Source organism: Pantoea sp. CTOTU46764 (assembly GCF_031974595.1).
In the GTDB taxonomy this organism is placed as follows: domain Bacteria; phylum Pseudomonadota; class Gammaproteobacteria; order Enterobacterales; family Enterobacteriaceae; genus Pantoea; species Pantoea trifolii.
Map to the genome: position 1 here is coordinate 44,802 of NZ_DALYOQ010000008.1, position 25,429 is coordinate 70,230.

Annotated in this window: 27 protein-coding genes, 1 tRNA gene and 1 pseudogene; 17 read left to right on the forward strand and 12 right to left on the reverse strand. The window is 53.3% G+C overall.

The genetic code is table 11. From position 1 onward, the window contains the following. Positions 1–124: 124 nt before the first annotated feature. From pdxH to anmK, 3 genes are read right to left on the reverse strand one after another with little or no spacing between them, the layout of a single operon-like run. Positions 125–781, reverse strand: a complete 657-nt coding sequence (gene pdxH, locus RTM06_RS04940; RefSeq protein WP_008110277.1) for a pyridoxamine 5'-phosphate oxidase — start codon at positions 779–781, stop codon at positions 125–127. A 22-nt stretch (positions 782–803) separates the two neighbouring features. Then, complete coding sequence (locus RTM06_RS04945) at positions 804–1,133, reverse strand: MliC family protein (protein ID WP_312180372.1); 330 nt, start codon at positions 1,131–1,133, stop codon at positions 804–806. A 9-nt stretch (positions 1,134–1,142) separates the two neighbouring features. Continuing rightward, positions 1,143–2,264 (reverse strand): anhydro-N-acetylmuramic acid kinase, encoded by a 1,122-nt coding sequence (gene anmK, locus RTM06_RS04950; RefSeq protein WP_312180374.1) that lies wholly within the window; start codon positions 2,262–2,264, stop codon positions 1,143–1,145. Between the two features lie 275 nt (positions 2,265–2,539). On the opposite strand from anmK, the gene slyB reads away from it, so the two are divergent. After that, positions 2,540–3,007, forward strand: coding sequence for an outer membrane lipoprotein SlyB (gene slyB, locus RTM06_RS04955; protein ID WP_008110282.1), 468 nt, complete (start codon positions 2,540–2,542; stop codon positions 3,005–3,007). A 40-nt stretch (positions 3,008–3,047) separates the two neighbouring features. On the opposite strand, the gene slyA is transcribed toward slyB, so the two are convergent. Further along, the gene (gene slyA / locus RTM06_RS04960; protein ID WP_007892783.1) at positions 3,048–3,485 is read right to left on the reverse strand and encodes a transcriptional regulator SlyA; all 438 of its coding nucleotides are present in this window, start codon (positions 3,483–3,485) and stop codon (positions 3,048–3,050) included. A 151-nt stretch (positions 3,486–3,636) separates the two neighbouring features. On the opposite strand from slyA, the gene RTM06_RS04965 reads away from it, so the two are divergent. The 3 genes from RTM06_RS04965 to RTM06_RS04975 are packed head-to-tail and all read left to right on the forward strand — an operon-like array spanning position 3,637 to position 6,745. Then, a complete protein-coding gene (locus tag RTM06_RS04965) occupies positions 3,637–3,873 on the forward strand; it encodes a DUF1656 domain-containing protein (protein WP_008110284.1) in 237 nt (78 codons plus the stop codon). Between the two features lie 6 nt (positions 3,874–3,879). Further along, entirely contained in the window at positions 3,880–4,737 is an 858-nt protein-coding gene (locus tag RTM06_RS04970; protein ID WP_312180378.1) for an HlyD family secretion protein, read from the forward strand. A gap of 7 nt (positions 4,738–4,744) precedes the next feature. Further along, positions 4,745–6,745, forward strand: a complete 2,001-nt coding sequence (locus RTM06_RS04975; RefSeq protein WP_265296895.1) for an FUSC family protein — start codon at positions 4,745–4,747, stop codon at positions 6,743–6,745. Here RTM06_RS04975 and RTM06_RS04980 read toward each other — a convergent pair whose 3' ends face one another. The 4 genes from RTM06_RS04980 to RTM06_RS04995 all read right to left on the reverse strand — a co-directional run bounded on the left by RTM06_RS04980 (position 6,746) and on the right by RTM06_RS04995 (position 9,150). Then, positions 6,746–7,213 carry a hypothetical protein gene (locus RTM06_RS04980; protein ID WP_256696339.1) on the reverse strand — a complete coding sequence of 156 codons (468 nt, stop codon included), beginning with the start codon at positions 7,211–7,213 and terminating at the stop codon, positions 6,746–6,748. A gap of 130 nt (positions 7,214–7,343) precedes the next feature. Further along, positions 7,344–7,862 (reverse strand): superoxide dismutase [Cu-Zn] SodC, encoded by a 519-nt coding sequence (gene sodC, locus RTM06_RS04985; RefSeq protein WP_312180383.1) that lies wholly within the window; start codon positions 7,860–7,862, stop codon positions 7,344–7,346. Positions 7,863–7,942: 80 nt separating this feature from the next. After that, positions 7,943–8,839 (reverse strand): aldo/keto reductase family oxidoreductase, encoded by an 897-nt coding sequence (locus RTM06_RS04990; RefSeq protein WP_312180385.1) that lies wholly within the window; start codon positions 8,837–8,839, stop codon positions 7,943–7,945. Positions 8,840–8,910: 71 nt separating this feature from the next. Further along, on the reverse strand, positions 8,911–9,150 hold the full coding sequence (locus tag RTM06_RS04995) for a DUF1289 domain-containing protein (RefSeq protein ID WP_008110296.1): 240 nt from the start codon (positions 9,148–9,150) through the stop codon (positions 8,911–8,913). A gap of 228 nt (positions 9,151–9,378) precedes the next feature. Between RTM06_RS04995 and eptA the strand changes: the two genes are divergently transcribed. The 5 genes from eptA (at position 9,379) to rnt (ending at position 14,086) form a co-directional block, all read left to right on the forward strand. After that, positions 9,379–11,016, forward strand: a complete 1,638-nt coding sequence (gene eptA, locus RTM06_RS05000) for a phosphoethanolamine transferase EptA (RefSeq protein WP_312180388.1) — start codon at positions 9,379–9,381, stop codon at positions 11,014–11,016. A gap of 39 nt (positions 11,017–11,055) precedes the next feature. Continuing rightward, complete coding sequence (locus RTM06_RS05005; RefSeq protein WP_179451116.1) at positions 11,056–11,652, forward strand: TetR/AcrR family transcriptional regulator; 597 nt, start codon at positions 11,056–11,058, stop codon at positions 11,650–11,652. Between the two features lie 50 nt (positions 11,653–11,702). Further along, the gene (locus tag RTM06_RS05010) at positions 11,703–12,800 is read left to right on the forward strand and encodes an alkene reductase (RefSeq protein WP_312180392.1); all 1,098 of its coding nucleotides are present in this window, start codon (positions 11,703–11,705) and stop codon (positions 12,798–12,800) included. A 102-nt stretch (positions 12,801–12,902) separates the two neighbouring features. Beyond that, positions 12,903–13,310, forward strand: coding sequence for a lactoylglutathione lyase (gene gloA / locus RTM06_RS05015; protein WP_007892766.1), 408 nt, complete (start codon positions 12,903–12,905; stop codon positions 13,308–13,310). A 107-nt stretch (positions 13,311–13,417) separates the two neighbouring features. Beyond that, positions 13,418–14,086, forward strand: coding sequence for a ribonuclease T (gene rnt / locus RTM06_RS05020; protein WP_312180394.1), 669 nt, complete (start codon positions 13,418–13,420; stop codon positions 14,084–14,086). A 35-nt stretch (positions 14,087–14,121) separates the two neighbouring features. Here rnt and RTM06_RS05025 read toward each other — a convergent pair whose 3' ends face one another. Beyond that, on the reverse strand, positions 14,122–14,457 hold the full coding sequence (locus RTM06_RS05025) for a Grx4 family monothiol glutaredoxin (protein ID WP_175501675.1): 336 nt from the start codon (positions 14,455–14,457) through the stop codon (positions 14,122–14,124). 364 nt (positions 14,458–14,821) lie between these two features. Here RTM06_RS05025 and RTM06_RS05030 point away from each other — a divergent pair, with 364 nt between their 5' ends. Continuing rightward, positions 14,822–15,613 (forward strand): C40 family peptidase, encoded by a 792-nt coding sequence (locus tag RTM06_RS05030; protein ID WP_256696333.1) that lies wholly within the window; start codon positions 14,822–14,824, stop codon positions 15,611–15,613. 56 nt (positions 15,614–15,669) lie between these two features. Here RTM06_RS05030 and RTM06_RS05035 read toward each other — a convergent pair whose 3' ends face one another. Then, positions 15,670–15,759: a YnhF family membrane protein gene (locus tag RTM06_RS05035; RefSeq protein ID WP_007892756.1), complete on the reverse strand. Its 90-nt coding sequence runs from the start codon at positions 15,757–15,759 to the stop codon at positions 15,670–15,672. 274 nt (positions 15,760–16,033) lie between these two features. Here RTM06_RS05035 and purR point away from each other — a divergent pair, with 274 nt between their 5' ends. Beyond that, positions 16,034–17,059, forward strand: coding sequence for an HTH-type transcriptional repressor PurR (gene purR / locus RTM06_RS05040; RefSeq protein ID WP_256696332.1), 1,026 nt, complete (start codon positions 16,034–16,036; stop codon positions 17,057–17,059). Here purR and punR read toward each other — a convergent pair. Further along, positions 17,056–17,967: a DNA-binding transcriptional activator PunR gene (gene punR / locus RTM06_RS05045; protein ID WP_312180397.1), complete on the reverse strand. Its 912-nt coding sequence runs from the start codon at positions 17,965–17,967 to the stop codon at positions 17,056–17,058. The two genes, purR and punR, sit on opposite strands and share 4 nt — an antisense overlap. 110 nt (positions 17,968–18,077) lie before the next feature. Between punR and punC the strand changes: the two genes are divergently transcribed. Beyond that, a complete protein-coding gene (gene punC, locus RTM06_RS05050) occupies positions 18,078–19,280 on the forward strand; it encodes a purine nucleoside transporter PunC (protein ID WP_312180399.1) in 1,203 nt (400 codons plus the stop codon). Positions 19,281–19,591: 311 nt separating this feature from the next. Further along, complete coding sequence (cfa, locus tag RTM06_RS05055; RefSeq protein WP_008110314.1) at positions 19,592–20,740, forward strand: cyclopropane fatty acyl phospholipid synthase; 1,149 nt, start codon at positions 19,592–19,594, stop codon at positions 20,738–20,740. Between the two features lie 49 nt (positions 20,741–20,789). Here cfa and RTM06_RS05060 read toward each other — a convergent pair whose 3' ends face one another. Continuing rightward, on the reverse strand, positions 20,790–21,434 hold the full coding sequence (locus RTM06_RS05060; protein ID WP_256698400.1) for a riboflavin synthase subunit alpha: 645 nt from the start codon (positions 21,432–21,434) through the stop codon (positions 20,790–20,792). 198 nt (positions 21,435–21,632) lie between these two features. Here RTM06_RS05060 and RTM06_RS05065 point away from each other — a divergent pair, with 198 nt between their 5' ends. From RTM06_RS05065 to RTM06_RS05080, 4 genes and pseudogenes are all read left to right on the forward strand, one after another. Continuing rightward, positions 21,633–23,006 carry an MATE family efflux transporter gene (locus tag RTM06_RS05065; protein ID WP_256696329.1) on the forward strand — a complete coding sequence of 458 codons (1,374 nt, stop codon included), beginning with the start codon at positions 21,633–21,635 and terminating at the stop codon, positions 23,004–23,006. 134 nt (positions 23,007–23,140) lie between these two features. Beyond that, positions 23,141–23,217, forward strand: a tRNA-Val gene (locus tag RTM06_RS05070). A 341-nt stretch (positions 23,218–23,558) separates the two neighbouring features. Further along, on the forward strand, positions 23,559–24,971 hold the full coding sequence (gene pykF / locus RTM06_RS05075; protein ID WP_265296912.1) for a pyruvate kinase PykF: 1,413 nt from the start codon (positions 23,559–23,561) through the stop codon (positions 24,969–24,971). Positions 24,972–25,275: 304 nt separating this feature from the next. Next, a pseudogene (locus RTM06_RS05080) lies at positions 25,276–25,429 on the forward strand (Lpp/OprI family alanine-zipper lipoprotein); the annotation flags it as partial.

Here is a 25,429-nt window from a genome sequence, read left to right on the forward strand (position 1 = left end):
GATCAGACTGCACCTAGGCTGGTACACAGCTTTCCGCCGACGTGCGGAGACGAAAAAAAAGAGGGCTATAGCATAAAGCGCTGACGCCAACTGCGCCAGCGTTGAAAGGGGATAAAACGCAGTTTTACGGGGCTAAACGGTCAATCGACCAGCCATTATCATTACGCTGGTAGAGGAAGCGATCGTGTAGGCGATGTTCGCCGCCCTGCCAGAACTCCACGGTGTGGAATTTGACGCGGTAACCGCCCCAGAAACTCGGCAGCGGTACTTCACCCTGCTGGAATTTTTGTTTAAGTTCGAGGAACTTGCCTTCCAGCACGCCGCGCGCCGAAATGCGGCTCGACTGCTTCGACACCCACGCACCAATCTGGCTATCACGCGGGCGACTGCTGAAGTACTTCAGCACCTCGAGCGGCGACAGTTTTTCCACTTCGCCCAGCACCATCACCTGACGCTCCAGGAAGTGCCACGGGAAGTGCAGCGAGATACGCGGATTCTCTGCCAGCTGCAGCGCCTTACGGCTGCCGAGGTTGGTATAGAACACCATGCCTTGCTCGTCGTAGTGCTTAAGCAGCACGATGCGCTGATAAGGCTGGCCGCTGCTGTCAACGGTAGCCACCGTCATCGCCGTCGGGTCCGGCAACTGCGCGGTGCAGGCCTGCTGCAGCCACTGCTCAAAGAGCGCCAGAGGATTATCGGGCAGATCTTTACGTCGCAGCCCGCCGCGAGTGTATTCACGACGCAGATGGGCAATATTTTGCAAGCTGTCACTGTCGCTCATGCTGTTTCTCTTTCTCTAACGTTTACTGAGCGGAGGTATCCGCGTTCTGCAATTCACAATCATTAATCACGATTTTGTTATTACGTTCAACAAAAGCGCCATTGCCTTTTGACCAGAAGACGTAAGTGCCGTCGCTGTAGCGCGCGCCAGATGCCGAGACCGTTTGTGTCAGCGTCAGCGGCTTGCCATCCAGAATAAAGCTCACCTGCTGCTTCGCATTATCCTGGGTGACGGTCAGCGGCAAGGTGCCGCACTGGTAGCGCAGCTGTTGTGGTGTCTCTTGCTGTTTATGCATCATGCCGCAGCCACTCAAGATCGCCACGCAACTCAACATCATAATTGTTTTTTTCATCTTCACCTCTTAACGAATAGGTCGGGGATTGGCCGGATAGATCGCGCCCAATACACTCATCTCCCGCGCGCCGGTTACCGCTGGCAGGTTGCCCGGTAAACCATTTAACGTGCGAAACGCCAGCCAGGCAAAGGCCAACGCTTCCATATCATCACCGCTGATGCCCGCTTCGTCGGTGGTACCCACTTCAGTACCCGACAGATGGGTGGCTAGGCGCGCCATCAGCAGCGGATTACGGCTGCCTCCGCCGCACACCAACAGACGATCGCAACCGTCGTTGAGCTGCACCTGCTGCGCAATGGTCAACGCCGTCAGCTCAGTCAACGTGGCTTGCACATCTTGTGGTGCCAGCGCCGGGAAACGCTGCAACTGCTGCTCAATCCAGCTGAGATTGAAATATTCGCGTCCGGTGCTTTTTGGCGGCGGCAGCGCAAACCACGGCTCGCTTAGCATTAACTCCAGTAGCGCCGGAACCACCTGACCGCTGCGCGCCCAGCCGGCATCTTTGTCGTATGGCAAACCTTTATTGCGCCAAATCCACGCATCGATCAGCATATTGCCCGGTCCGGTATCAAAACCGCGCACCGGCTGGCCGGGAATTAATAGCGACAGATTGGCGATGCCGCCAATATTCAGCACCATGCGGCGCTCGACGCTGTCCATTAACAGCGCCTGATGGAAGGCCGGCACCAGCGGCGCGCCCTGCCCGCCGAGCGCCATATCGCGGCGACGAAAATCACCGATCACCGTTACGCCGGTGGCCGCCGCGATCTGGTTGTTATCGCCAATTTGCAGCGTATTCGGCGCATCACTTTGCGGCTCATGCCACACCGTTTGTCCGTGGCAGCCAATCGCCATAATGTCGCTGGCTTCCAGCGACTGCTGGTGCATCAAGGTCAATACCGCCTCGGCGAACAGTTTGCCAAGGCGCGTGTCCAGTTGTCCGAGCTGCGATAGCGTCAATGATTGTCCCTGACAAATGGCCAACACCTGCTGGCGTAATTCCTGCGGGATGGGATGACAATATCTGGCCTGCTGCGCCACCATTTGCCCATCAATGGCCGCCAGTACTACGTCCACGCCATCAAGGCTGGTGCCGGACATCACGCCAATATAGCGTCCTGATTTCATAGCGGTTCACTCCCTTAACATCATCTGGCTTAAGCCTGGCAAATTACCGGGGCTAATTCTATGATAAAATTCCGCTTTTCAGCGTCACTGCGCAGTCTGTTCCAGCTCAGAAATATTTTCTGCAGGTAATTGAATTTTTGTTGATGGGAGACGGTCTATGCTTCGCCCCAGCCGCGTATTATACGGACTTAGAGTCATTTGCCAGTTTTCTGTCTTATACTCTGTGCAGTACAGGATGAGAAATATGGCGTTTATTTGCATTAAGGAGCGTTCTGATGATTAAGCGTTTTGTAGCCGTGGCGTTGACCGGCTTAACTCTGGCAGGTTGTGCCAACGACAGCACCCTTTCCGGTGACGTTTACAGCGCCAGTGAAGCTAAACAAGTACAAAGTGTTTCCTACGGCACGCTGGTTTCGGTTCGTCCGGTGAAAATCCAGGGCGGCGATGAAAACAACGTGATTGGCGCAATTGGTGGTGCGGTGCTGGGTGGTTTCCTCGGTAACACCATTGGCGGCGGCAGCGGTCGCAGTCTGGCAACCGCAGGCGGTGCGGTACTCGGTGGCGTAGCCGGTCAGGGCGTGCAGGGTGCGGTTAACAAATCTGACGGTGTCGAGCTGGAAATCCGCAAGGATGATGGCAACACCATCATGGTGGTGCAGAAACAAGCTGCCACCCGTTACTCGGTTGGCCAGCGCGTCGTGATGGCGTCAAACGGCAGCCAGGTTACCGTTTCGCCACGTTAAGCGAGTAGATAAAAAAAACCGACGCCTGGCGTCGGTTTTTTTATTTCTCGCGGTTGTGAAACTCGAGAATATTTTTTTCCAGCCGCGCAATCAGCGTCACCATCTGATTAATCTCTTCCAGGCTGATGCCGGAAAGAATGTCATCGCGCGTGGCATCAATCACATTCTCAACCTGCTCGATGATCGGCTCAGCCTGTTTGGTCAGCTTGATGCGCTTGGCACGGCGATCGTTGGCGCAGGTCGCGCGGGTGATTAATCCCTTCTCTTCCAGCTGATCCAGCGTGCGCACCAGTGAAGGCTGCTCAATGCCAATGGCTTTTGCCAGCTGAATCTGAGACTGCTCTGGCGGGAGTTGATGAATATTGTGTAGCGTCACCCAGTGTGTTTGTGTCAACTCAAGCGGTTTTAAACGCTGATCGATTAACGCGCGCCAAATGCGCACCAGGCGAGACAGATCGGTTCCCAAGGGCGTATCCATTGCATCTCCTTATAATTAGCTTGCTAGCTATTAAGCCAGATTTTACACTATTCTGCGAGTTTACCTGGCAAATTACAAATACCAGGCCTGCATATACGCTTGCCGTCTACGCTCTATTAAGATGATTCCCGGTCAAAAAGGATGATGACACGTGTCCCTTACCGCTTTTTCCCCCAGCGCCCCGCTTACCGACCTGGTGTTCGGTGCGTCGCTGTTTTTCCCGCCGCTGTTTAAAGCGGTGTTACTCGGGTTCTTTTTCTGGTTGTTGATTCACCCGCTGATACGCGGCTGGATCTACTCCGGCGATGTCTGGCATCCCACCTTAATGGACCTTTCCCTGTTTGTATTGTGCGTCGCTGGCGCATTGTGGTTACTGAGCCTCGGATAAATCACTATGAAATTCAACCCTTTTAAGTATTTTTCAACTGTAGTGATCTTTGCGCTGGCCCTGCTTGCCGGATGGTGGATGTGGAATTACTACATGCAATCGCCGTGGACGCGGGATGGCAAAGTGCGCGCCGAGCTGGTGGATATCACGCCTGAGGTGTCCGGGCGCATCATCGCTCTGGAGGTGCGTGACAATCAGTTCGTGCATAAAGGTGACGTGCTGCTCAAGCTTGATCCGGTGCCGTGGCAAATTGCGCAGGCCAACGCCGAAGCGCAGCTAGCCAAAGCGCAGGCCGACCTGGCAAAAGCGCAGCATGAAGCCAATCGCCGCGCCAGCCTGCCGCGCAACGTCATTTCAGCGGAAGATATGGACGCCGCGCGCTTAACCGCCAATGCCGCCGCATCAACGGCGAAAGCGGCGCAGGCCAGCCTCGATCAGGCGCGCTGGAACCTCGGTCAAACTACGATTACCGCGCCCACCGATGGCTGGATCAGCAACCTGACGCTACGCACCGGCAACTATTCCAGCGCCGGTACGCCGCTGTTTGCGCTGGTCGATAGCCACTCTTATTACGTGATGGGCTATTTCGAAGAGACCAAGCTGCGCCATATTCAACCCGGCGCTGCGGCGCAGATTGTGTTGTACAGCAACGGCGCGCGTTTGCAGGGCAAAGTGGAGAGTATCGGACGCGCCATTTACGATCAAAGCGTCGCCAGCGATGGCGGTTTGGTGCCGGATATCAAGCCTAACGTGCCCTGGGTGCGTCTGGCGCAGCGCGTGCCTGTGCGCATTCGCTTGGATGCGTTGCCGGAAGGCGTGCCGCTAGTGGCGGGCACCACCTGCACCATCTCGATCGCGCACTGAGGCTGTGATGAATTTTCAGTGGCTGGCCTGGCAAAATCTGCCGTGGATAAAAGCAAGCTGGGGCGAATGGCGCTACGCGCTGCGTAATGGCATTGCGATGTGTCTCGCCTTGACCATTGCTTATGCGCTGCAACTCGACGAACCCTACTGGGCCATGACCTCGGCGGCGGTAGTGAGTTTTCCCACCGTCGGCGGTGCCATCAGTAAAAGTCTGGGGCGCATCGTTGGCAGTTTGCTCGGTGCCAGCGCCGCGCTGCTGATTGCCGGACACACGCTAAACGAGCCCTGGCTGTTTGCCTTTTTCATGGCCGGTTGGCTGGCGTTCTGCACCTGGATCGCCAATCACTACCAAAACAATGTGGCCTACGCGTTTTCGCTGGCGGGATATACCGCCGCCATCATTGCCTTTAGCAGCGTCAACATCACCGATGTCACTCAGCTGTGGGATATCGCCCAGGCGCGCGTGTGCGAAGTGATCTCCGGCATTCTTTGCGCCGGATTGATGATGATGATTCTGCCCAGCACCTCGGATGGCAACGCGCTGATGAGTTCACTGCGTCAGATGCACGCGCGTTTGCTGGATCATGCGGTGTTATTACTGCAGCAAGGCAGCACCGATAACGTGCGCACCGCCCATGAAAATGTCATTAGCCAGATTCTCACCATGAACCTGCTGCGCATTCAGGCGTTTTGGAGCCACTATCGCTTCCGCCGCCAGAACAACGTGCTGAACTATGTGCTGCACCAGCAGCTGCGTCTGACCAGCGTGCTCTCCAGTCTGCGCCGCATGTTGCTGAACTGGCCCGATGCGCCGCCTGAACTTTACGATGCCATGGCAAAACTGCTGCACGAATTGGCGCAGCCGCACTGCGACAAATACCGTCTGGCGCTGATTTTGCGCGGCATCACGCCATCAGCAACCGGTGATTACCGGCAACGCGCCTTTGTCCAGCGACTGCGCTATTTTTGCTGGGTCTATCTCAACGTCAATCGCTGGATTCGCCTGATTGAACGCGCCGATGCCGATACCCGTTTTCAACCGCCGTATGCGCCATCGCTGGCGCGCGAAAGCGACAGTGCAGAAGCCGGCTGGAGCGCACTGCGTACTTTTAGCGTCATCATGCTGGGCTGCGCCTTTTGGATCACCACGCAATGGGATTCCGGTGCCGCCGCCCTGACGCTCACCGCCATCGCGTGCGTGTTGTACTCTTCCGCGCCTTCGCCCAGCGGCAGCGTCTCGCTGTTACTCAAAACCTTGCTGTGGCTGTCGCTGTTTAGTTTTGTGCTGCAGTTTGGCTTGATGGTGCAAATCAGTGCGCTATGGCAGTTTTTGCTGGTGCTTTTCCCGCTGTTACTCACCTTGCAGTTGTTCAAACTGCAGCAGAAGAAACGCGCGGGAATGTGGGGGCAATTCATTGTATTTATGGGATCCTTTATCGCCGTCACCAATCCGCCGGACTGGGATTATCAAAGCTTCCTCAATGACAATATCGCCAAGGTGTGCGGCGTACTGCTGGCGTGGCTGGCGTTTCAGGTGCTGCGTCCCAGTTCCGATGCGCGCCGCAGTCGTCGGCATATTCGCGCCCTGCGCCATGCGTTTCTTGATCAGCTACGCCGTCATCCGCGCCTGAGCGAAAGCCACTTTGAATCGCAGATTTATCATCATATTAGTCAGCTCAGTAACAGTCGTGACGAGCAGGCGCGCGTGTGGCTGCTGCGCTGGGGCGTGGTATTGCTGAACTGTTCCCACATCGTCTGGCAGCTGCGCGAATGGCAGCCGACGTCGGCAACGCTGGGGCAAATGCGCGACAGCAGCCTGCAGGATCTGCAACGGATTATGAGCCTGCGCGGCGTGCATCACACCGCGTTGCAGGCCACGCTGGATGAGCTGGAAACTATGATTAACCAGCTGCAGCAGCAAGCGGAGAGCGAAGCCAATACGCTGGCGGGTATTTTGTGGCGCCTGCGCTGCTCACTCGCCCAGTTGGCGCAGGCGGTGCCAGATTGATTACTGACAATATTGCGTGGTCTGGCGATTAAAATCATCCTGCAACTGCTGCAGCGATTTCTGTCCTTCGAAGCGGGTTTTGTCCTGATCGGACATCGGTTCAATCACCAGCGCCTTCTCTTCTGAAGAGTAAACAAAGCGGCGATTTAATTCGGTACCTGTAAAACTTTTACCGCGAATGCTCCCGCAAACGATCGTCATGGAATGACGATAGATCGCAGTAGTGATGAAATTTGTTTCACTTGCACTGCGAAGCACATTTTGGCATCCCCTGGTTTCCAGCTGCTTAAGAGTGCGTTGCGTTAACCATTCACGACCACGGGCGATATTTTCACAATCTGCACGTAGAGGATTGGTATCAATTGTCCACTGAAGCTGCCGACTCGCATCCAACCTTAATTGTGTATCATTGGGTTGATCGCATCCCACCAGCAATAAACATAACAACATCATCCCACGCGCTTTCATTCCCACCCCTGAAGGTTTTATACCTGAATCAATATCATAGGACGGAAAAACCGCTGAGAGTAGCCAGAAAATGGGTCAATTTTTTTCAAAGGAAGGAAATCAGGGCGACAAGCAGCTGCCGCCCAGGAGTTTAAATTACGCCGCAGGCAAAACGCGCCCCCCCGCCGCCGAGCGGTTGCGGATGGTCGGCATGATTATCGCCGCCCACATGCACCATCAAGGCTTTACCTTTGATTTCACTCAGGGATTTGATGCGTGGCGCAACCACCGGATAATTCGCCTTGCCATCTTCGGTTACAAACAGCGCGGGTAAGTCGCCAAGGTGACCATCGGCGTACGGACCAAGATGCTTGCCGGTTTTTTGCGGATCGAGATGTCCGCCCGCCGCACCGGCCGCCACCGTTTTACCGTCCGATTCGCCCGGTTCACAGCTGCCTTTGGCATGCACGTGGAAACCATGAATGCCCGGTTTAAGGCCGCTTAACGCTGGCGTAAATTGCACACCGTACGGTGTTTCGCTGATAGTGACTTTGCCAATTGCCGCCCCGATGCCTTGCGCGGTGGTTTCATGCAGCGTGACTTCTTCTGACTCCGCCTGCGCGCCTGCGGCGCAGGCCAGAGCCAGCATAACAATGAGGGTTTTCTTCATAACGTCTCCTTACGGTTAGATTCCCTGTAAGCCTGGACTGCTTTCATCCAGGCTGCCGTAATTTGACGCAGCTTTACGCTTTAGGGCACATCGTAACCGATGGCGGCTTTGCGGATGCGGAACCATTGCTGGCGATCGAGGATTAACTGGCATGCGCCAACCGCTTCTTTCACCCGTTCAATTTTGCCTGATCCAATAATTGGCAGCGGACGGCTTGGCAGCTTCATCACCCATGCATACACCACTTGCTCAATATTGCTGGCACCAATCTCCTGCTTCACCTGCTCCAGCTCATCGCGCAACGGCTGATAGAGCGGATCGTTAAACACGCGACCGCCGCCGAGGCAGGACCAGGCCATTGGGCGGATGCGGTTTTGCTGGCACTGATCAAGCGAGCCATCCAGCAGCGACGTTTGCTCCAGCGGGGAGATTTCCAGTTGATTAGTGACCAGACTGAATGGCAAACGCGATTGCAGCAGCGTGAACTGAGACGCGGTGAAGTTGGAGACGCCAAAATGGCGCACTTTGCCGCTCTGATGCAACGCCGTAAAGGCTTCGGCAATTTCATCCGCGTCCATCAACGGATCCGGACGATGAATCAGCAGCAAATCGAGGTAATCGGTATTGAAATGGCGCAGCGAATTCTCGGCGCTGTGCAGAATGTGGCTGGCTTCAGTGATGTAGTGACCAATACGGTGTTCAGGTTTAGCGCGCGTCGCAATGCCGCATTTAGTGACGATTTGCAGCTTCTCACGCAAACCTGGCGCCAGGCGCAGTGCTGCACCAAAGGCGGCTTCACATTGGTAATCGCCGTAGATGTCGGCGTGATCGACAGTGGTAATGCCCAGCGCTAAATGGTGCTCAATAAACTGCACCACTTGCTGCGGCGTCATGCCCCACTCCATTAAACGCCAGTAACCGGCAATCAGCGGTGAAAAGGACGGTCCCTGCGGTGCAATAGCCTGCGGTTGTAACATGGTTAAACTCCCTAAACACGATTCCAGATAACGAAAGCGGGAGTATAACGAAAAGGCAGATCGTCGTTTTCTTAAAACAGTTCCGGTTGTTGTGGATCATGATCTTCATCGACTTTTTGCTGGCGCTGCAGGCGCAAAAAGCGTTGCCGGCACAAGCGCAGCACATCGCGCTTTTGCGCATCGCTGAATTTCATCCAGTTAAAGCGCTCTTCCCGGCTGCGTAAACAGCCACGACAATAGCCACGCGCGTCGCTCTGGCAAATGCCGCGACACGGGCTGGGAACGGGGAAGAACTCTAGTTGCTCGGCCACATGCACTCCGCAATTAACATCTCAAATCACATTGATAACAGCTTAATGACATTGAGCAAAGAGTATACGGGCATTGCGCATAATCAAGCCATCGCGGCATTTCGTTACGCCTGTTTACCAAAAAGCCAGCATTTAAAGGATTTGGATTGCTTACGTTTAATCTTCGTTAAGGTTTTCCTCATCTTGTCTTCATACGATTGTCACATTACCTCTTACCGTTGAGTTTTCATGAGATTCCCGATCACCTTTCAGTGCGGCACCAACGGATTTAACCTTATTGCCGCCCTGTTTTTCGCATTAGTCCTGAATGCCCTTTTCTTGCTGCGCGCCTGGGAAATGATCCCTTACGATCACGTCCACGATTATCTGTTCGCCGCCAGTATTCCGCTGGTGCTCGCCTCGGCTTTCTATTTTCTCTTCTCGCTAGCGGCCTGGCCTTATCTGCGCAAACCGTTGCTGATTGTGCTGGTATTAGTCAGCGCCGCCGCCAATTACTTCATGCACAGTTTTGGCACGGTGATCGACACCAATATGATTCAAAACGTCTTTGAATCCGATCCGCAGGAAGCCGGTGCGCTGATCAGCAGTCGCTATCTACTCTGGATGCTGTTGATGGGAATGGTGCCGGTGGTGCTGATTTGCGGCGTGCGCATCAATAGCGGCGCGCGCTGGTGGTGGAATCTGCTGCAACGCCTGACGGGCGCACTGGGCGCAATATTACTCATCTTGCTGATGGCGGCGCTGTTTTACAAAGATTACGCCTCGCTGATTCGCAACAATAAAAATCTGATCAAGATGATTACTCCGGCCAACGTGGTTAGCGGTACTGGCCACTATGTCGATCAACGCTATCTGCAAGGTAGTCAGGAACTGGTAAAAATTGGCGAGGATGCCCACAAAGGCCCATTAATCTCCGCAGCAACCAAGAAAACGCTGGTGGTGTTAGTGGTGGGTGAAACGGCGCGCGCCGAGAATTTTTCGCTGGGTGGCTACGCGCGTGACACCAATCCGCAACTGAAAAAACAGCAGGTCATTTACTATCCCAACGCCAGTTCCTGTGGCACAGAAACCGCCATTTCGGTGCCCTGCATGTTCTCCAATATGCCGCGCGTGCATTACGACGCGAATCTGGCGCATCATCAGGAAGGCGTGCTCGATATCCTGGCGCATGCCGGCGTGAGCGTGCTGTGGCGCGAAAACGATGGTGGCTGCAAAGGTGCCTGTGACCGTGTGCCGCACACCGATATGACGCAGTGGAAACTGCCGCAATATTGTCACGATGGGTTTTGCCAAGATGATGTGTTGCTGCATCGTCTTGATAACTATGTTGATAGCCTGCATAACGATGGCATTATTGTACTGCATCAAATGGGCAGCCACGGTCCTGCCTATTATCAGCGTTATCCGGCTGAGTTCCGCCGTTTTACGCCCACCTGCGATAGCAAACAGATTCAGGATTGCGATCATCAGGCACTGGTAAATACCTACGATAACTCGCTGCTATATACCGACGACATGCTGAGCCGCACCATCAATAAGCTCAAAGGCCTGAGCGATCGCTTCAATGTGGCGCTGGTTTATCTCTCCGATCACGGCGAATCGCTTGGCGAGCGCGGGATGTATCTGCACGGTGCGCCTTATATGTTTGCGCCCTCACAGCAAACACACATTCCTCTGCTGATGTGGATGTCTCCGGAATACGCGGCGGCGAATCACATCAATGAAGCCTGTTTGCGCCAGCAAGCTGCCGATGCAAAGGTGTCGCAAGATAATCTTTTTCATACGCTTTTAGGCATGTTCAACATCCAGACGCAGCAGTATCAACCGCAGTTGGATATGAACAGATCGTGCCAAACCAACGCCTGAGGGTTGCGCTAGACTGACTGGTCTAATAACCTGCGACCCATGAACAAGACTCTGCAACGCAACGATACCCGTGAACACCTGCTTGCTATTGGCGAGCAGGTTTGTTTACAGCGCGGCTTTACCGGCATGGGTTTGATCGAGATGCTGGCGCTGGCGGAAGTCACTAAAGGCTCGTTCTACCACTATTTCGGTTCGAAAGAGGCCTTTGGCGTGGCGCTGATTGAGCGCTACTTCGCCCACTTCCAGCAACAGATTGATCAGCAGCTGAATCAGCCCGGTTTACCGCCGAGCGAACGCCTGTTAGCGCATTTCCGCTACGGCGAAAGGCTGTTTATCGAGCAAGGTCATATTGTTGGCTGCCTTGGCGTGAAATTGTCAGCCGAAGTGTGCGATCTCTCCGAACCCATGCGTGATGCCCTGCAGCAAGGCGCCAATGCCATCATCGCTGCCTACACGCGCTGTTTGACTGAGGTGGCCGCTGAGCAGCCGCTGCCGTTTGGGCAAACACCGCAGCAGCTGGCGCAGCGCTGCTACTTGTTGTGGCTCGGAGCCAGTTTGCAGAGCAAGATTTCCCGAGAGCCGGGTCCGATTAGTCTGGCGCTCGAAACCATCGAACAGTGGCTGATAAGTCACTGATTTTTAAAAATCGTCGTTACTAGACGACCGGTCTTCCTGGAGCAATCAATATGGCGAGTAAGCAGCTGTTCTCCCCACTCAAAGTGGGCGCGATTACCGTACCGAACCGCATTTTTATGGCCCCGTTGACGCGCCTGCGCAGCATTGAGCCGGGCGATATTCCGACGCCGCTGATGGCTGAATATTATCAGCAGCGCGCCAGTGCCGGTTTGATCATCACCGAAGCCACCCAGATCTCTTTCCAGGCGAAAGGCTATGCCGGTGCGCCGGGTCTGCACACACAGCAGCAAATTGCCGCGTGGAAAATGATTAACGAAGGCATTCATGCCGCTAACGGTCACAGCGCCGTGCAGCTTTGGCACACCGGCCGCATCTCTCATAACAGCGTGCAGCCAGACGGCAAAGCGCCGGTCGCACCGACCGCGCTGGCGGCAGGCACGCGCACTTCCCTGCGCGCTGCGGATGGTTCTGTCTATCGTGAAGACACCTCAGTACCGCGCGAGCTATCCGTGGCTGAAATTCAGCAAATCGTCAACGATTTTGGTCAGGCCGCCGCCAATGCGCGCGAAGCCGACTTCGACCTGCTGGAACTGCACTCAGCGCACGGTTATCTGATGCATCAGTTCCTCGCACCCGGCTCAAATCAGCGTAGCGATGAGTACGGCGGTTCGATTGAGAAACGTGGCCGTTTCGCGCTGGAAGTGGTGGATGCGGCGATTGCTAACTGGTCTGCCGATCGTATCGGTATCCGCGTTTCGCCAATCGGTGCCTTCCAGAATCTGGAAAATGGCCCGGAAGAAGAGAAAGCAGCGTTGTGGTACATCGCCGAGTTGGGCAAGCGCGGCATCGCCTATCTGCACCTTTCTGAGCCAGACTGGGCGGGCGGACAGCCATACAGCGATGCATTCCGTGAGAAAGTGCGTGCGCTGTTCCCAGGCGTGATTATTGGTGCCGGTGCCTACACCGTTGAGAAAGCGGATGATCTGATTGCGCGCGGCCTGATTGACGCAGTGGCGTTTGGCCGCGACTTTATCGCTAACCCGGATCTGGTTGCTCGTTTGCAGCAAGATGCGCCACTCAATCCGCAGCGCCCTGAAAGCTTCTACGGCGGCGGCGCGGAAGGTTACACCGATTATCCCACCCTGTAAGAAAATGGCTGCCGCCTCGGATAGGCGGCAGCGTTGTTTCATCAGTGTGTATACTTAGTTGTCTTGTCATTCACTGATGACGTTTTTAAAAAAGAGGATGTTATGCGTTTACTTCACACCATGTTACGCGTTGGCGATTTGCAACGTTCTATCGATTTCTACACCCGCGTGCTCGGCATGCGCGTGCTGCGTCAGAGCGAAAACACCGAGTACAAATACACGCTGGCATTCGTTGGCTACACCGAAGAGAGCGAAGGCGCGGTGATTGAGCTGACTTACAACTGGGGCGTGGATAAATACGATCTCGGCAACGCTTACGGCCATATCGCGCTGGGCGTGGACAACGTGGCTGACACCTGCGAACGCATTCGCAGCGCGGGCGGCAACGTAACGCGTGAAGCGGGCCCGGTAAAAGGCGGTTCTACCATTATTGCCTTTGTTGAAGATCCAGACGGATACAAGATCGAACTGATTGAAAATAAACATGCCGGTCACGGCTTAGGCAACTAAGGTTGCTGGTCAGCCTGCTAATTGCAGGCTGACTTCCCTCTCCTGCTGCACCCTCCTGCGATTTTTGCCATAATGCGCGCTGCCCTATTTATTGCCATGAGATCCTGATGTCTGAATCGAACGCTTTAAACGCTCTCCACCAACGCTTCCGCGGTTTTTATCCTGTTGTGATCGACGTTGAAACCGCAGGTTTCAATGCACAAACCGATGCACTGCTGGAAATTGCAGCCACAACGCTGAAAATGGATGAAGACGGCTGGTTGCACCGCGATGAAACGCTGCACTTCCATGTGGAACCGTTTGAAGGCGCCATTCTGAATCCTGCGGCGCTGGCGTTTACCGGCATCGATCCCAGCAATCCGCTGCGTGGTGCGGTAAGTGAATACGAAGCGCTGCATGCGATTTTTAAAATGGTGCGCAAAGGCACCAAAGATAGCGGCTGTAATCGCGCGATTATCGTGGCGCACAATGCCACTTTCGATCTCAACTTCGTGATGGCGGCCGCAGAGCGCGCCAGCCTGAAGCGCAATCCGTTCCACCCTTTTGCCACCTTTGATACCGCAGCGTTAAGTGGTTTAGTGCTGGGGCAAACCGTGTTGGCGAAAGCCTGCAAAGCGGCGGGAATGGAGTTTGATAGCACACAAGCTCATTCGGCGCTGTATGACACCGAGCAAACCGCGACGCTATTTTGTGAGTTGGTGAACCGCTGGAAACGCCTGGGCGGCTGGCCGCTGGCTTTCAGTGAAGAATCTGCAGACGAGGCGTCTGCCAAGTAAGCAAAGAAAAGGCCGACATTTGTCGGCCTTCTGCATTATTCCGCTTCTTTATACTTCTCAGCGGTCTCTTTCAGCAGTGGCTGAAGTTCGCCGCGCTGGAACATCTCAACGATGATGTCGCAGCCGCCGACCAGTTCGCCATCGACCCACAGCTGCGGGAAAGTTGGCCAGTTAGCGTATTTTGGCATTTCAGCGCGAATATCCGGGTTCTGCAGAATGTCCACGTATGCGAAACGCTCGCCACACGCAGAAAGCGCCTGCACGGCTTGCGCCGAGAAACCGCAGCTTGGCAGCTTCGGAGAACCTTTCATGTACAGCAGAATCGGGTTTTCTGCGATCTGACGCTGAATTTTTTCAACAGTACTCATTATTGCCTTCCTTAATCTTCTACTTCGTGTTTGTTTATTGTAGCGATTTCGCTCCCGGACTGAAAACGGGATTTTGCGTTTGCACTGGCCAATCGCCATGTTTGTTAAGTTAACGCATGACAAATAACATTTTCATATCATTAATTGGCATTAATAAATTAATAATTAGCAATAGTTTCGCTGCGTTAACCAGCTGAAATCGCTCATTTTTGCTACAGAATCAATCTGGTAACATATTAATGGAAAAAGGCCTTACCTTTTGGAAAAAAAGTGGATTAGAATTGCTTCGGCGCTGGTCACTTGATCAGATTTCTCTCACTTTGCCGCAGTCTGCTTTCATTCAGCCTGCTTAACCTGTAACCGGATTATGCGTCTACTAATTACGCTTTTCATACTGGCTTTCGCCCAACTGTTTTTTAATGTGGCTGCTGCATCTCCGCATGCGCCCGTTAATGCCAGTTCGCTTAAAGCAGAGAAAAAGAGCGCACGTGAAGACGAGCGCCGCAAACGACGCCCGGTGAAAACCACCACCAAAAAATCGCGCCTGACTGCTGTTCAAAAATTCAAACTCAAAAAACAGACCAAAACAGAAACCGCGCTGCACAAGACCACCAGCAAAAAATCCCCGCTGAAACTTTCTGCTAAGAAATACGGTCATCAACGTTTAGCGAAGAAAACACCTGAGATCGCCGTCGATGATGAAGCGTTAGCGCTGACCGGCATCAAAATGAGTAAGGCGCACCGCCAGCGTTATCAAAAGGCGCGTGAAACGGCGATGACCAAATTGATGGGCCAACTCGGCAAACCCTATCAGTGGGGCGGCGCTTCGCCACACACCGGTTTCGACTGCAGCGGCTTAGTGTGGTACGCCTATAAAGATTTGGTGAAATTCAAACTGCCACGCACCGCCAATGAGATGTATCACCTGCGCGATGCGGCACCGATTAAGCGTGAAATGCTGGAGAAAGGCGATCTGGTGTTCTTCCGCATCAATAATCGCGGCACCGCCGACCATGTTGGCGTGTATCTCGGCAACGGTAAATTCATTCAGTCGCCGCGTACCGGCAAAGATATTCAGATTAGCGCATTGGGTGAGGATTACTGGCAGAAACACTATGTGGGCGCGCGTCGCATGATGACGCCAAAAACCATTCGCTAGTTGTTGCGCAACAATCATAAAAAAGCCGGATGCTGTTCTCAGCTCCGGCTTTTTTGTTAATGCATGATCGCGGTAAAGCTGAAGGCGATAATCATCAACAGTGCGCCAACAGTGGTCATTAGCGCCAGTTTCAGGTCGGTATTCATCACAACTCCTTAGTCACACAATTATTAGGGTTAAAGCGATTTTCGCACAGCAATGGGCAAAAATCTCGTGTTATACGCATCAGCTTGCTAGAATCGCCGCCTTTCGTTGCGCAACAGATTTTGCGCATGCTGTATCAACAGCGTGATGAAGTGATTTCGCCTGCTAAAACACACCGTTTTGCCCGCTTTTTTGGGCTGTAAAAGCATTAGCAGACGCAAACGTTTAACAATATACTTATCAGTAAGTTGCGATAAGCCCAGGAGTACCATTTTCATGGCAACAATTAAAGATGTCGCAAAACGCGCGGGTGTCTCAACCACCACGGTTTCGCATGTCATCAACAAAACGCGTTTCGTTGCGGAAGAGACGCGTAACGCCGTATGGGAAGCGATCAAAGAATTACACTACTCGCCGAGTGCCGTGGCGCGTAGTCTCAAAGTCAATCACACCAAAACCTTGGGTCTGCTGGCGACCTCCAGCGAAGCGCCCTACTTCGCTGAAATTATCGAAGCGGTGGAGAACCGGTGTTTCGAACGCGGCTATACGCTGATTCTCGGCAATGCGCACAACGATCTGCAAAAGCAGCGCGCTTACCTGTCGATGATGGCGCAAAAGCGCGTCGATGGATTGCTGGTGATGTGTTCGGAATATCCAGACGATTTGCTGCAGATGCTGGAAGAGAACCGCAATATCCCCATGGTGGTGATGGATTGGGGCGCGTCACGCGGTGACTTCACCGATACCGTGCAGGACAATGCGTTTCAGGGCGGCTATCTCGCCGGACGTTATCTGATTGAACGTGGTCATCGCGATATCGGTGCCATTCCCGGCCAGATGGAGCGCAACACCGGCGGCGGACGTCACGCTGGTTTCCTGCAGGCGATGAGCGAAGCGGGCATTACGGTGCGTCCGGAATGGGTGGTTCAGGGCGACTTTGAACCTGAATCGGGCTATCAGGCGATGCAGCAGATTTTAAATCAGAAACAGCGTCCGACTGCGGTGTTCTGCGGCGGCGATATCATGGCAATGGGCGCGATTTGCGCTGCTGATGAGATGGGTTTGCGCGTGCCGCAGGATATCTCAGTCATTGGCTACGATAACGTGCGCAACGCGCGCTATTTCACGCCAGCGCTGACCACCGTGCATCAGCCAAAAGCCGAACTGGGTGAAAAAGCGCTGGAAATGCTGCTGGATCGCATCACCAGCAAGCGTGAAGATCCGCAAACCATCGAAGTCCAGCCAACGCTGATTGAACGCCGTTCGGTGGCGTACGGTCCATTCCGCGACTATCGTCGCTAAGCCGACACTTCGCTGAGCCATTCGTGGTTCAGCGTTTCAGCATCCCCGAGATAAGCCAGTAACCACTCCAGCGCCGGTGACGCGCGCTGTTCTGACCAGCTGACGCAGCACGGACTGTCCGGAAAGGCCTGCGGCAGTGCCAGTTCCACCAGTTTATGGCTGTCCAGCAGCGGACGCGCCAGATGGCCCGGCACCATTCCAACGCACAATCCTGCCAGCAAACAATCCATCCCGGTTTCCCACTCCGGCACCACCAGACGTCGCTGATTATCCAGCGTCCATGTCATACGGCGCGGTAACGCACGCGAGGTATCTTCCAGCACCAGCGATGGCCATGCTCGCAATGTTTCATCATCCAGTTCCGTGCAGTTAACCAGCGGATGGTCGGGACTCACCACACAGCGCCAGTTCAGCGCGCCCATATCCTGAAAGGCAAAACGTCCGCCCACCGGGATCGCCTGGGTCGCGCCAATCGCCACATCAACCCGGCCATCAGCCAACGCATCCCATACGCCGTTGAACACTTCGTAGCTGATAATCAGCTCCATATCGGGAAAATGGCGATAGAAATCCTTCACTAACTGCCGCGTGCGCTGCGGTTTAACAATGCAGTCAACCGCGATACTTAGCTCCCCGCGCCAGCCATTCGCCAGTTGCTGACACTGTCGACGGGTTGCCAGCATTTTTTTGATAACAGATCGTCCTTCACGTACAAAATGCTCCCCCGCGGGTGTCATCACCACTTCGCGGTGCTGACGCTCAAACAGCGGCACCGCCAGCCAGGTTTCCAGCTGGCGCACGGTATAGCTGACGGCAGAAGGCACGCGATGCAGCTCCTGCGCGGCCGCGCTAAAACTGCCGGTGCGCGCCACCGCATCCACCACTTCAAGCGCATATTCTGACCACATAATTTTGCCTTCAAAAAATTTAACAGCACTATGCAAATATTAGCGTTTCACAAAGCGTGTTGCATCCTTTTACACTCCCCGGCGTTCAACCTGCCCAAAAGAGAATCAACATGTTGTCGTCTAAAGCATTTATGCCTTATCTCGCCGTGCTCAGCATGCTCGGCTTTCTTGCCACGGATATGTATTTACCCGCCTTTGGCGATATGCAGCGTGATTTCGCTAGCGCACCTGGCACCATCAGCGCCAGCCTGAGTCTGTTTCTCGGCGGTTTCGCCTGTGCCCAGGTTTTTTGGGGACCGCTGTCGGATCGTTACGGCCGTAAGCCGATTTTGCTGGCGGGGTTAGCCATCTTCGCCCTTGGTTGTCTGGGGATGCTTTGGGTGACCGATGTGCGCCTGATGCTGGCGCTGCGTTTTGTGCAGGCGATTGGCGTTTGTGCGGCTGCCGTGAGCTGGCAGGCGCTGGTGGTGGATCACTATCCAAAAGCCAAAGCCAATAAAGTGTTTGCCACGATTATGCCGCTGGTTGCGCTGTCTCCGGCGCTGGCACCGCTGCTCGGCGCCTGGCTTATCGGCCACTTCCACTGGCGCAGCATCTTTATCACACTAACGCTGGTTGCCGTGGTGCTACTGATCGGTACGCTGCAGTTAACCTCGCCTAATCGCGAGAAAGTGGCGTCAGGTAAACAACCCGGCTGGTTGACCTTGCTGGGTACTCGCGTTTACAGCGGTAACGTCTTGATCTACTCGGCCTGTTCGGCGAGCTTTTTCGCCTGGCTGACGGGCTCACCTTTCATTCTCGCCGCTGCTGGCCTGACGCCGGGTGACATTGGCCTGAGCTATATTCCGCAAACCATTGCGTTTCTGATTGGTGGCTTTGGCTGCCGCACGCTGTTAAATCGCTATCAGGGCGCGCAACTGCTGCCGTGGTTGCTGGTGCTGTATAGCCTGAGCATCCTGAGTTTGTTTGTCATCGCCCTGATGCCCTCCGCGCCGCTGTTTGTGCTGTTGATGCCTTTCTGCGGCATGGCGCTGGCCAATGGCGCGATCTATCCAATTGTGGTTGCCAGCGCATTAGCGCCCTTCCCGCATGCCACCGGTAAAGCCGCAGGATTACAGAACTTATTCCAGTTAGGATTGTGCTTTGTAGCCAGCCTGCTGCTCTCCGCCGGCCTTGAACAGGCGCTGTTCAACACCACGTTAGTGATGGTCGCTACTGTGGTACTGGCGTGGGTGGGCTTTGTCTGCCAGCGAACGGTAAACGCACAAAGTGATATTGCCCACACTTCCCGTCCCTGCGAAGATAATCTCTAAGCCAGCGCTTTTCGTTAGCAAACTAACGATAACCCGTTGAATATTGACCCACGTGAGCATATACTCAGTGGGTCAGTAATTCTGTATTAAATCAATAATATAAATGTAATACCTTTAGCGACCCTGTCGCGGGATGGCGTCTGCACATTATCCGGTGCGGCGACCCACTTTTCTGCTCAAATTCATACCTCTGTACTACGTCGTACAACGTCGGATTTCTGGCGCACGGATTTTCCGTGAGTTCTCTCACAGGTCTTGGGAAATTGGCTATTCTTTTTCTCAGGTTCAGATCGGAAGGTGATGGAGAAGCTATGAGTTCATCTGTTATAGAAGAAGTGAGCCTTGAAGAAAACCATTGGTATCGGATCGTCAATGAACTGCTAGAGCGGGCTGATATTGCAGTTAATGGCACTCGTCCCTGGGATATTCAGGTAAAGCATCCAGATTTTTTTAAACGCGTTCTCGAGGAAGGATCGCTCGGATTAGGTGAAAGTTACATGGATGGTTGGTGGGAGTGCGAACAGCTCGATATGTTCTTCCATCGCGTTTTAAAACACCATCTGGATAAACAATTACCTCGGCATTTTAAAGATACGTTGCGCATCGCCGCCGCGCGTCTCACTAATTTGCAATCAAAAAAACGCGCCTGGATTGTGGGTAAAGAGCATTACGACCTTGGTAATGATCTCTTCTCACTGATGCTTGATCCTTACATGCAATATTCCTGCGGCTACTGGAAAGATGCTGATACCCTGGAAAACGCTCAGCAAGCCAAACTGGATATGATTTGCCGCAAGTTGCAACTTGAACCGGGCATGACGCTGCTGGATATCGGTTGTGGCTGGGGCGGATTAGCAGAATATGCCGCACGCCATTATGGCGTCACGGTGCATGGCGTGACTATTTCGGCTGAGCAACAAAAACTCGCGCAACAACGCTGTGAAGGACTGGATGTCACTATATTACTGCAGGACTATCGCGACCTGAATAATCAATATGATCGCATCGTTTCTGTGGGTATGTTTGAACATGTCGGGCCGAAAAACTATGCCACTTATTTTGATGTTGCTGACCGCAACCTCAAACCAGACGGCATATTTTTGCTGCACACCATTGGTGCCCTCACTACAGATATGAATGTCGATCCGTGGATTGATAAATATATCTTCCCGAACGGTTGTTTGCCGTCGGTACGTCAAATCGCTGATGCCAGTGAGCCACATTTCGTCATGGAAGATTGGCATAACTTTGGCGCAGATTACGATACGACGTTAATGGCGTGGTATGAACGTTTTCAGGCGGCGTGGCCGCAGCTGGCTGAGAAATATGGCGAACGTTTTAAACGGATGTTCGACTATTATCTCAACGCCTGCGCCGGTGCGTTTCGTGCCCGTGATATTCAGCTGTGGCAGGTAGTATTCAGTCGTGGCAAGGATGGCGGTTTACGCGTTGCGCGTTAATCAGCTTTCAAATGAATCAAGGCGCCGCATGGCGCCTTTTTTAACGGCATTATTCTGCGCTGGCAATCTGCGCCAGTGCAGCAGCTTCACGCTGCGCTAATACGCGCTCAACCGTTTCCACAATGGCCTGCGTATGCGGATCAATCTCAATATTGACTTTTTGACCGAACTTCTTCGCGCCTAAAGTAGTACGCTCCAGCGTTTCCGGGATCAAATGCACACAGAATTTGCTTTTCGTCACGTCGCCAACGGTCAAACTAATACCATCGATACCCACGAAACCTTTGTGCAGAATATATTTGATCTGGGTGGCGTCCTGTAATTTAAACCAGATTTCGCGGTTGTTTTCAGACTGGATGATTTTGCAGATTTCCGCCGTGGTCATAATATGGCCAGACATTAAATGGCCGCCAATTTCATCACTGAACTTCGCGGCACGCTCAATATTTACCACATCACCCACCTTTAATTCACCCAGGTTAGTAATGCGCAATGTTTCTTTAATCAGATCGAAGCTGACCAAATCGCCGTTAATCTCGGTCACCGTCAGGCAGCAGCCATTGTGTGCCACCGATGCGCCCAGCGCCAGGCCCGGTAACAGATCCTCCGGTAAGCGCACAATATGGGTACGAAACAGATCTTTCTCTTCAATGCCGACAATTTCTGCCGTGCCTTGCACAATTCCAGTAAACATCATCTCAGCCTCTGCAAAGTTTGCGTCAGTTTATCACAGCTTGTCGACGGCAGCTTAATTTGGCGGTGTTCAAACTTTACACAAATTGCTAAACAAAATGCGATCAACGTTTGGCGGAAGCCAGCGCTGCCGCTACACTATGCCGCGCATTCTTTGGGGATTTCGCCCCGCTCTCTTCTTTAATTAAGCAGGTGTAACGTGCAGAAGTATTTTACAGAAGCGCGTCAATTGCTGGCCCTCGCGATCCCGGTCATCCTTGCTCAGGTGGCCCAGACGGCGATGGGGTTTGTAGATACTGTTATGGCCGGTGCGGTAAGCGCCACGGATATGGCCGCCGTTGCTGTCGGCACCTCTATCTGGCTTCCCGCCATTCTGTTTGGTCATGGTCTTCTACTGGCTTTGACGCCTACCGTTGCGCAACTCAACGGTTCAGGACGACGCGAACGTATCGCGGAACAAGTGCGCCAGGGATACTGGATGGCACTGGCCGTTGCGCTACTGATTATGGTGGTGCTGTGGAATGCCGGTTATCTGATTAACACCATGCATGACATCGATCCTGAATTGGCCGCCAAAGCCGAAGGATACCTGCATGCGTTGCTGTGGGGCGCGCCGGGTTATCTGCTGTTCCAGGTGATGCGCAACCAATGCGAAGGTTTGTCGAAAACCAAACCGGCGATGCTGCTCGGTTTTCTCGGCCTGATGGTGAACATTCCACTCAACTATGTGTTCATTTATGGGCATTTCGGTATGCCTGCCTTAGGCGGCGTCGGCTGCGGCGTGGCAACGGCATCGGTCTATTGGGTGATGTTCCTGGTGATGCGCTTCTGGGTGAAACGCATGGCAAGCATGCGCGACATCCGTATGAAAACGCGCTGGTCTGCACCGTCACGTGCGATTTTGTCACGCCTGTTCACGCTGGGTTTGCCGGTGGCATTGGCGCTGTTCTTTGAGGTGACGCTGTTTGCCGTGGTGGCGCTTTTAGTATCACCACTCGGCATCGTCAAAGTGGCCGGGCACCAGATTGCGCTCAACTTCAGTTCGCTGATGTTCGTGTTGCCGCTGTCGCTCGGCGTCGCTACTACCATTCGCGTTGGCTATCGACTCGGTCAAGGTTCCGCCGAACAGGCGCGCGTTGCTGCGTGGACCGGGCAAGGGGTCGGCATCAGCATGGCGGCCATCACCGCGCTGTTTACCGTGATTTTCCGTCACGATATCGCCGGCTTGTACACGGCAAATCCAGAAGTCATTACCCTTGCGGCACAGCTGATGTTGCTGGCGGCGATCTATCAGTTCTCAGATTCGATTCAGGTGATCGGCAGCGGTATCTTGCGCGGTTATAAAGACACACGCTCGATCTTCTTCATTACTTTTATCGCCTATTGGGTGCTGGGTTTGCCGGTGGGTTATGTATTGGCGATGACGGATTGGGTTTTGCCGAAACTTGGCCCCGCCGGTTTCTGGTGTGGCTTTATTATCGGTCTGACCTCCGCAGCAGTGATGATGATTTGGCGCATCCGTCGTTTACAGCGCCTGCCTGCGCAGGTGATTTTGGCGCGTGCCGCGCGCTAAGTGGCTGGTAACGGCGAAAAAAACGACGCATAGCACAGTTGCTGGTCAGTCGTAGGGGAAAAACACTTTTTCCCCTTGCCAGCATCACAGCCTGCCGTTAATATTCGTCCCCGCTGTCGCCCTGACAGCGTGTTGCGCTCTTAGCTCAGTTGGTTAGAGCACCACCTTGACATGGTGGGGGTCGATGGTTCGAGTCCATTAGAGCGCACCACTCTGGTTTTATCTCCTTGCGCAACACCTTTTCTTGATCTGCATCGTCTTTATCACGCCGCTTTTATATTGGTTTTCGCATACTTAGCGACTATACTATGCCGCGTTGTTCCACCTGAAAGGTTTCAGCGCTAACGTGCCTATGCAAATAACTCCAATGATTTGCGCAACACTGATCACTCAGTTCCCTCGCGTACTGCATAACTTCTCTGCACGCTTTGCTTTCGTCTCCTATTCTTATTTCTGTGAAATCCGTTCCAACACCATAAATATTCTCACTTCGGTGCCATGCGCATCGAATCCCGACCTTTATCATCCATCACAACTTATAGAAAACCTGACATGAAAAAGACCAAAATCGTTTGTACTATCGGTCCAAAAACCGAATCTGAAGAGATGCTGACCCATTTGCTGGAAGCGGGCATGAACGTGATGCGCCTGAACTTCTCGCACGGGGATTATGCTGAACACGGCCAACGCATCACCAACATGCGTGCCGTTATGGAAAAAACCGGTCGTCAGGCCGCTATTCTGCTGGACACCAAAGGTCCGGAAATTCGTACCATGAAACTGGAAGGCGGCAACGATGTATCGTTGAAAGCGGGCCAGACCTTCACCTTCACTACCGATCAGACGGTGATTGGTAACAGCGAACGTGTTGCAGTGACCTACGCCGGTTTCACTGAAGACCTGAAAATTGGTAACACCGTACTGGTCGACGATGGCTTGATCGGTATGCAGGTGACTGAAGTCACTGAGAACTCAGTGATCTGTCATGTCCTGAACAACGGCGATCTGGGTGAAAACAAAGGCGTCAACCTGCCAGGTGTCTCCATTCAGCTGCCTGCACTGGCGGAAAAAGATAAGCGCGACCTGATCTTTGGTTGCGAGCAGAACGTTGATTTCGTCGCCGCGTCGTTTATCCGTAAGCGTTCTGACGTGCTTGAAATCCGTGAGCACCTGAAAGCACACGGCGGCGAACATATTCAGATCATCTCGAAAATCGAGAACCAGGAAGGCCTGAACAACTTCGACGAGATCCTTGAAGCGTCAGACGGCATCATGGTTGCGCGTGGCGACCTTGGCGTTGAAATCCCGGTTGAAGAAGTGATCTTCGCGCAGAAGATGATGATCAAAAAATGTAATAAAGCACGCAAAGTGGTGATCACCGCGACGCAGATGCTGGATTCAATGATCAAAAACCCGCGCCCTACCCGCGCAGAAGCCGGCGACGTGGCTAACGCCATCCTCGATGGTACCGATGCGGTGATGCTGTCTGGTGAGAGTGCCAAAGGTCGCTATCCGCTGGAATCGGTCACCATTATGGCGACTATCTGTGAGCGTACCGATCGCGTGATGAAATCCCGCATCGATTCGCTGCAAGACTCACGCAAGCTGCGCATCACCGAAGCGGTATGCCGCGGTGCGGTTGAGACTGCAGAGAAGCTGGAAGCACCACTGATTGTTGTAGCTACCGAAGGCGGTAAATCAGCCAAAGCGATCCGTAAGTATTTCCCGGATGCCACCATTCTGGCGCTCACTACCAACGAAACCACTGCGCGTCAGTTGATTCTGAGCAAAGGTATCGAAACCCATCTGGTGACAGAAATTGCCTCAACTGATGATTTCTATCGCATTGGTAAAGAAATGGCGCTGGAAAGCGGATATGCGCAGAAAGGCGATGTTGTGGTCATGGTTTCAGGCGCATTAGTGCCAAGCGGAACGACAAACACCGCTTCTGTACATGTAATCTGATTAGCAACTGAATTTTTATTAAAAAGCGCCTTTAACAGGCGCTTTTTTTATTGCTGATGTAATACAAAAACCAGAAATTTCCAATCGAAATTAACTATTCAAAATCTCGTATGATTAAGGTTAGTCCGATTAAATCTCTCTGTTTTAGCTAATTATTTTCATCTTCTTCTGTGAAATGCTGTTTCTTTGAGCGAACGATCAAAATTAAGCATGTTCTCATCAAAAATTTATTCTCAACTCAAAAAGCTTTGTGTAATACTTGTAACGCTACATGGAGATTAACTCAATCTAGAGGGTATAAAGAATGAATCGCACTAAACTGGTACTGGGCGCTGTAATCCTGGCTTCAACTATGCTGGCTGGTTGCTCAAGCAACGCTAAAATCGACCAACTGTCTTCAGACGTTCAGACTCTGAACGCTAAAGTTGATCAGCTGAGCAACGACGTGAACGCAATCC

Bases quoted from the DNA above. Each gene is read 5' to 3' on its own strand.
- punR (WP_312180397.1), bottom strand. From the start codon at position 17,967: ATGTGGTCAGAATATGCGCTTGAAGTGGTGGATGCGGTGGCGCGCACC.
- punC (WP_312180399.1), top strand. From the start codon at position 18,078: ATGTTGTCGTCTAAAGCATTTATGCCTTATCTCGCCGTGCTCAGCATG.
- eptA (WP_312180388.1), top strand. From the start codon at position 9,379: ATGAGATTCCCGATCACCTTTCAGTGCGGCACCAACGGATTTAACCTT.
- slyB (WP_008110282.1), top strand. From the start codon at position 2,540: ATGATTAAGCGTTTTGTAGCCGTGGCGTTGACCGGCTTAACTCTGGCA.
- purR (WP_256696332.1), top strand. From the start codon at position 16,034: ATGGCAACAATTAAAGATGTCGCAAAACGCGCGGGTGTCTCAACCACC.
- gloA (WP_007892766.1), top strand. From the start codon at position 12,903: ATGCGTTTACTTCACACCATGTTACGCGTTGGCGATTTGCAACGTTCT.
- RTM06_RS05030 (WP_256696333.1), top strand. From the start codon at position 14,822: ATGCGTCTACTAATTACGCTTTTCATACTGGCTTTCGCCCAACTGTTT.
- RTM06_RS04945 (WP_312180372.1), bottom strand. From the start codon at position 1,133: ATGAAAAAAACAATTATGATGTTGAGTTGCGTGGCGATCTTGAGTGGC.
- cfa (WP_008110314.1), top strand. From the start codon at position 19,592: ATGAGTTCATCTGTTATAGAAGAAGTGAGCCTTGAAGAAAACCATTGG.
- RTM06_RS05010 (WP_312180392.1), top strand. From the start codon at position 11,703: ATGGCGAGTAAGCAGCTGTTCTCCCCACTCAAAGTGGGCGCGATTACC.
- RTM06_RS04990 (WP_312180385.1), bottom strand. From the start codon at position 8,839: ATGTTACAACCGCAGGCTATTGCACCGCAGGGACCGTCCTTTTCACCG.
- anmK (WP_312180374.1), bottom strand. From the start codon at position 2,264: ATGAAATCAGGACGCTATATTGGCGTGATGTCCGGCACCAGCCTTGAT.
- sodC (WP_312180383.1), bottom strand. From the start codon at position 7,862: ATGAAGAAAACCCTCATTGTTATGCTGGCTCTGGCCTGCGCCGCAGGC.
- RTM06_RS05005 (WP_179451116.1), top strand. From the start codon at position 11,056: ATGAACAAGACTCTGCAACGCAACGATACCCGTGAACACCTGCTTGCT.
- RTM06_RS05060 (WP_256698400.1), bottom strand. From the start codon at position 21,434: ATGTTTACTGGAATTGTGCAAGGCACGGCAGAAATTGTCGGCATTGAA.
- rnt (WP_312180394.1), top strand. From the start codon at position 13,418: ATGTCTGAATCGAACGCTTTAAACGCTCTCCACCAACGCTTCCGCGGT.
- RTM06_RS05035 (WP_007892756.1), bottom strand. From the start codon at position 15,759: ATGAATACCGACCTGAAACTGGCGCTAATGACCACTGTTGGCGCACTG.
- pdxH (WP_008110277.1), bottom strand. From the start codon at position 781: ATGAGCGACAGTGACAGCTTGCAAAATATTGCCCATCTGCGTCGTGAA.
- RTM06_RS04970 (WP_312180378.1), top strand. From the start codon at position 3,880: ATGAAATTCAACCCTTTTAAGTATTTTTCAACTGTAGTGATCTTTGCG.
- RTM06_RS04980 (WP_256696339.1), bottom strand. From the start codon at position 7,213: ATGAAAGCGCGTGGGATGATGTTGTTATGTTTATTGCTGGTGGGATGC.
- pykF (WP_265296912.1), top strand. From the start codon at position 23,559: ATGAAAAAGACCAAAATCGTTTGTACTATCGGTCCAAAAACCGAATCT.
- slyA (WP_007892783.1), bottom strand. From the start codon at position 3,485: ATGGATACGCCCTTGGGAACCGATCTGTCTCGCCTGGTGCGCATTTGG.
- RTM06_RS04975 (WP_265296895.1), top strand. From the start codon at position 4,745: ATGAATTTTCAGTGGCTGGCCTGGCAAAATCTGCCGTGGATAAAAGCA.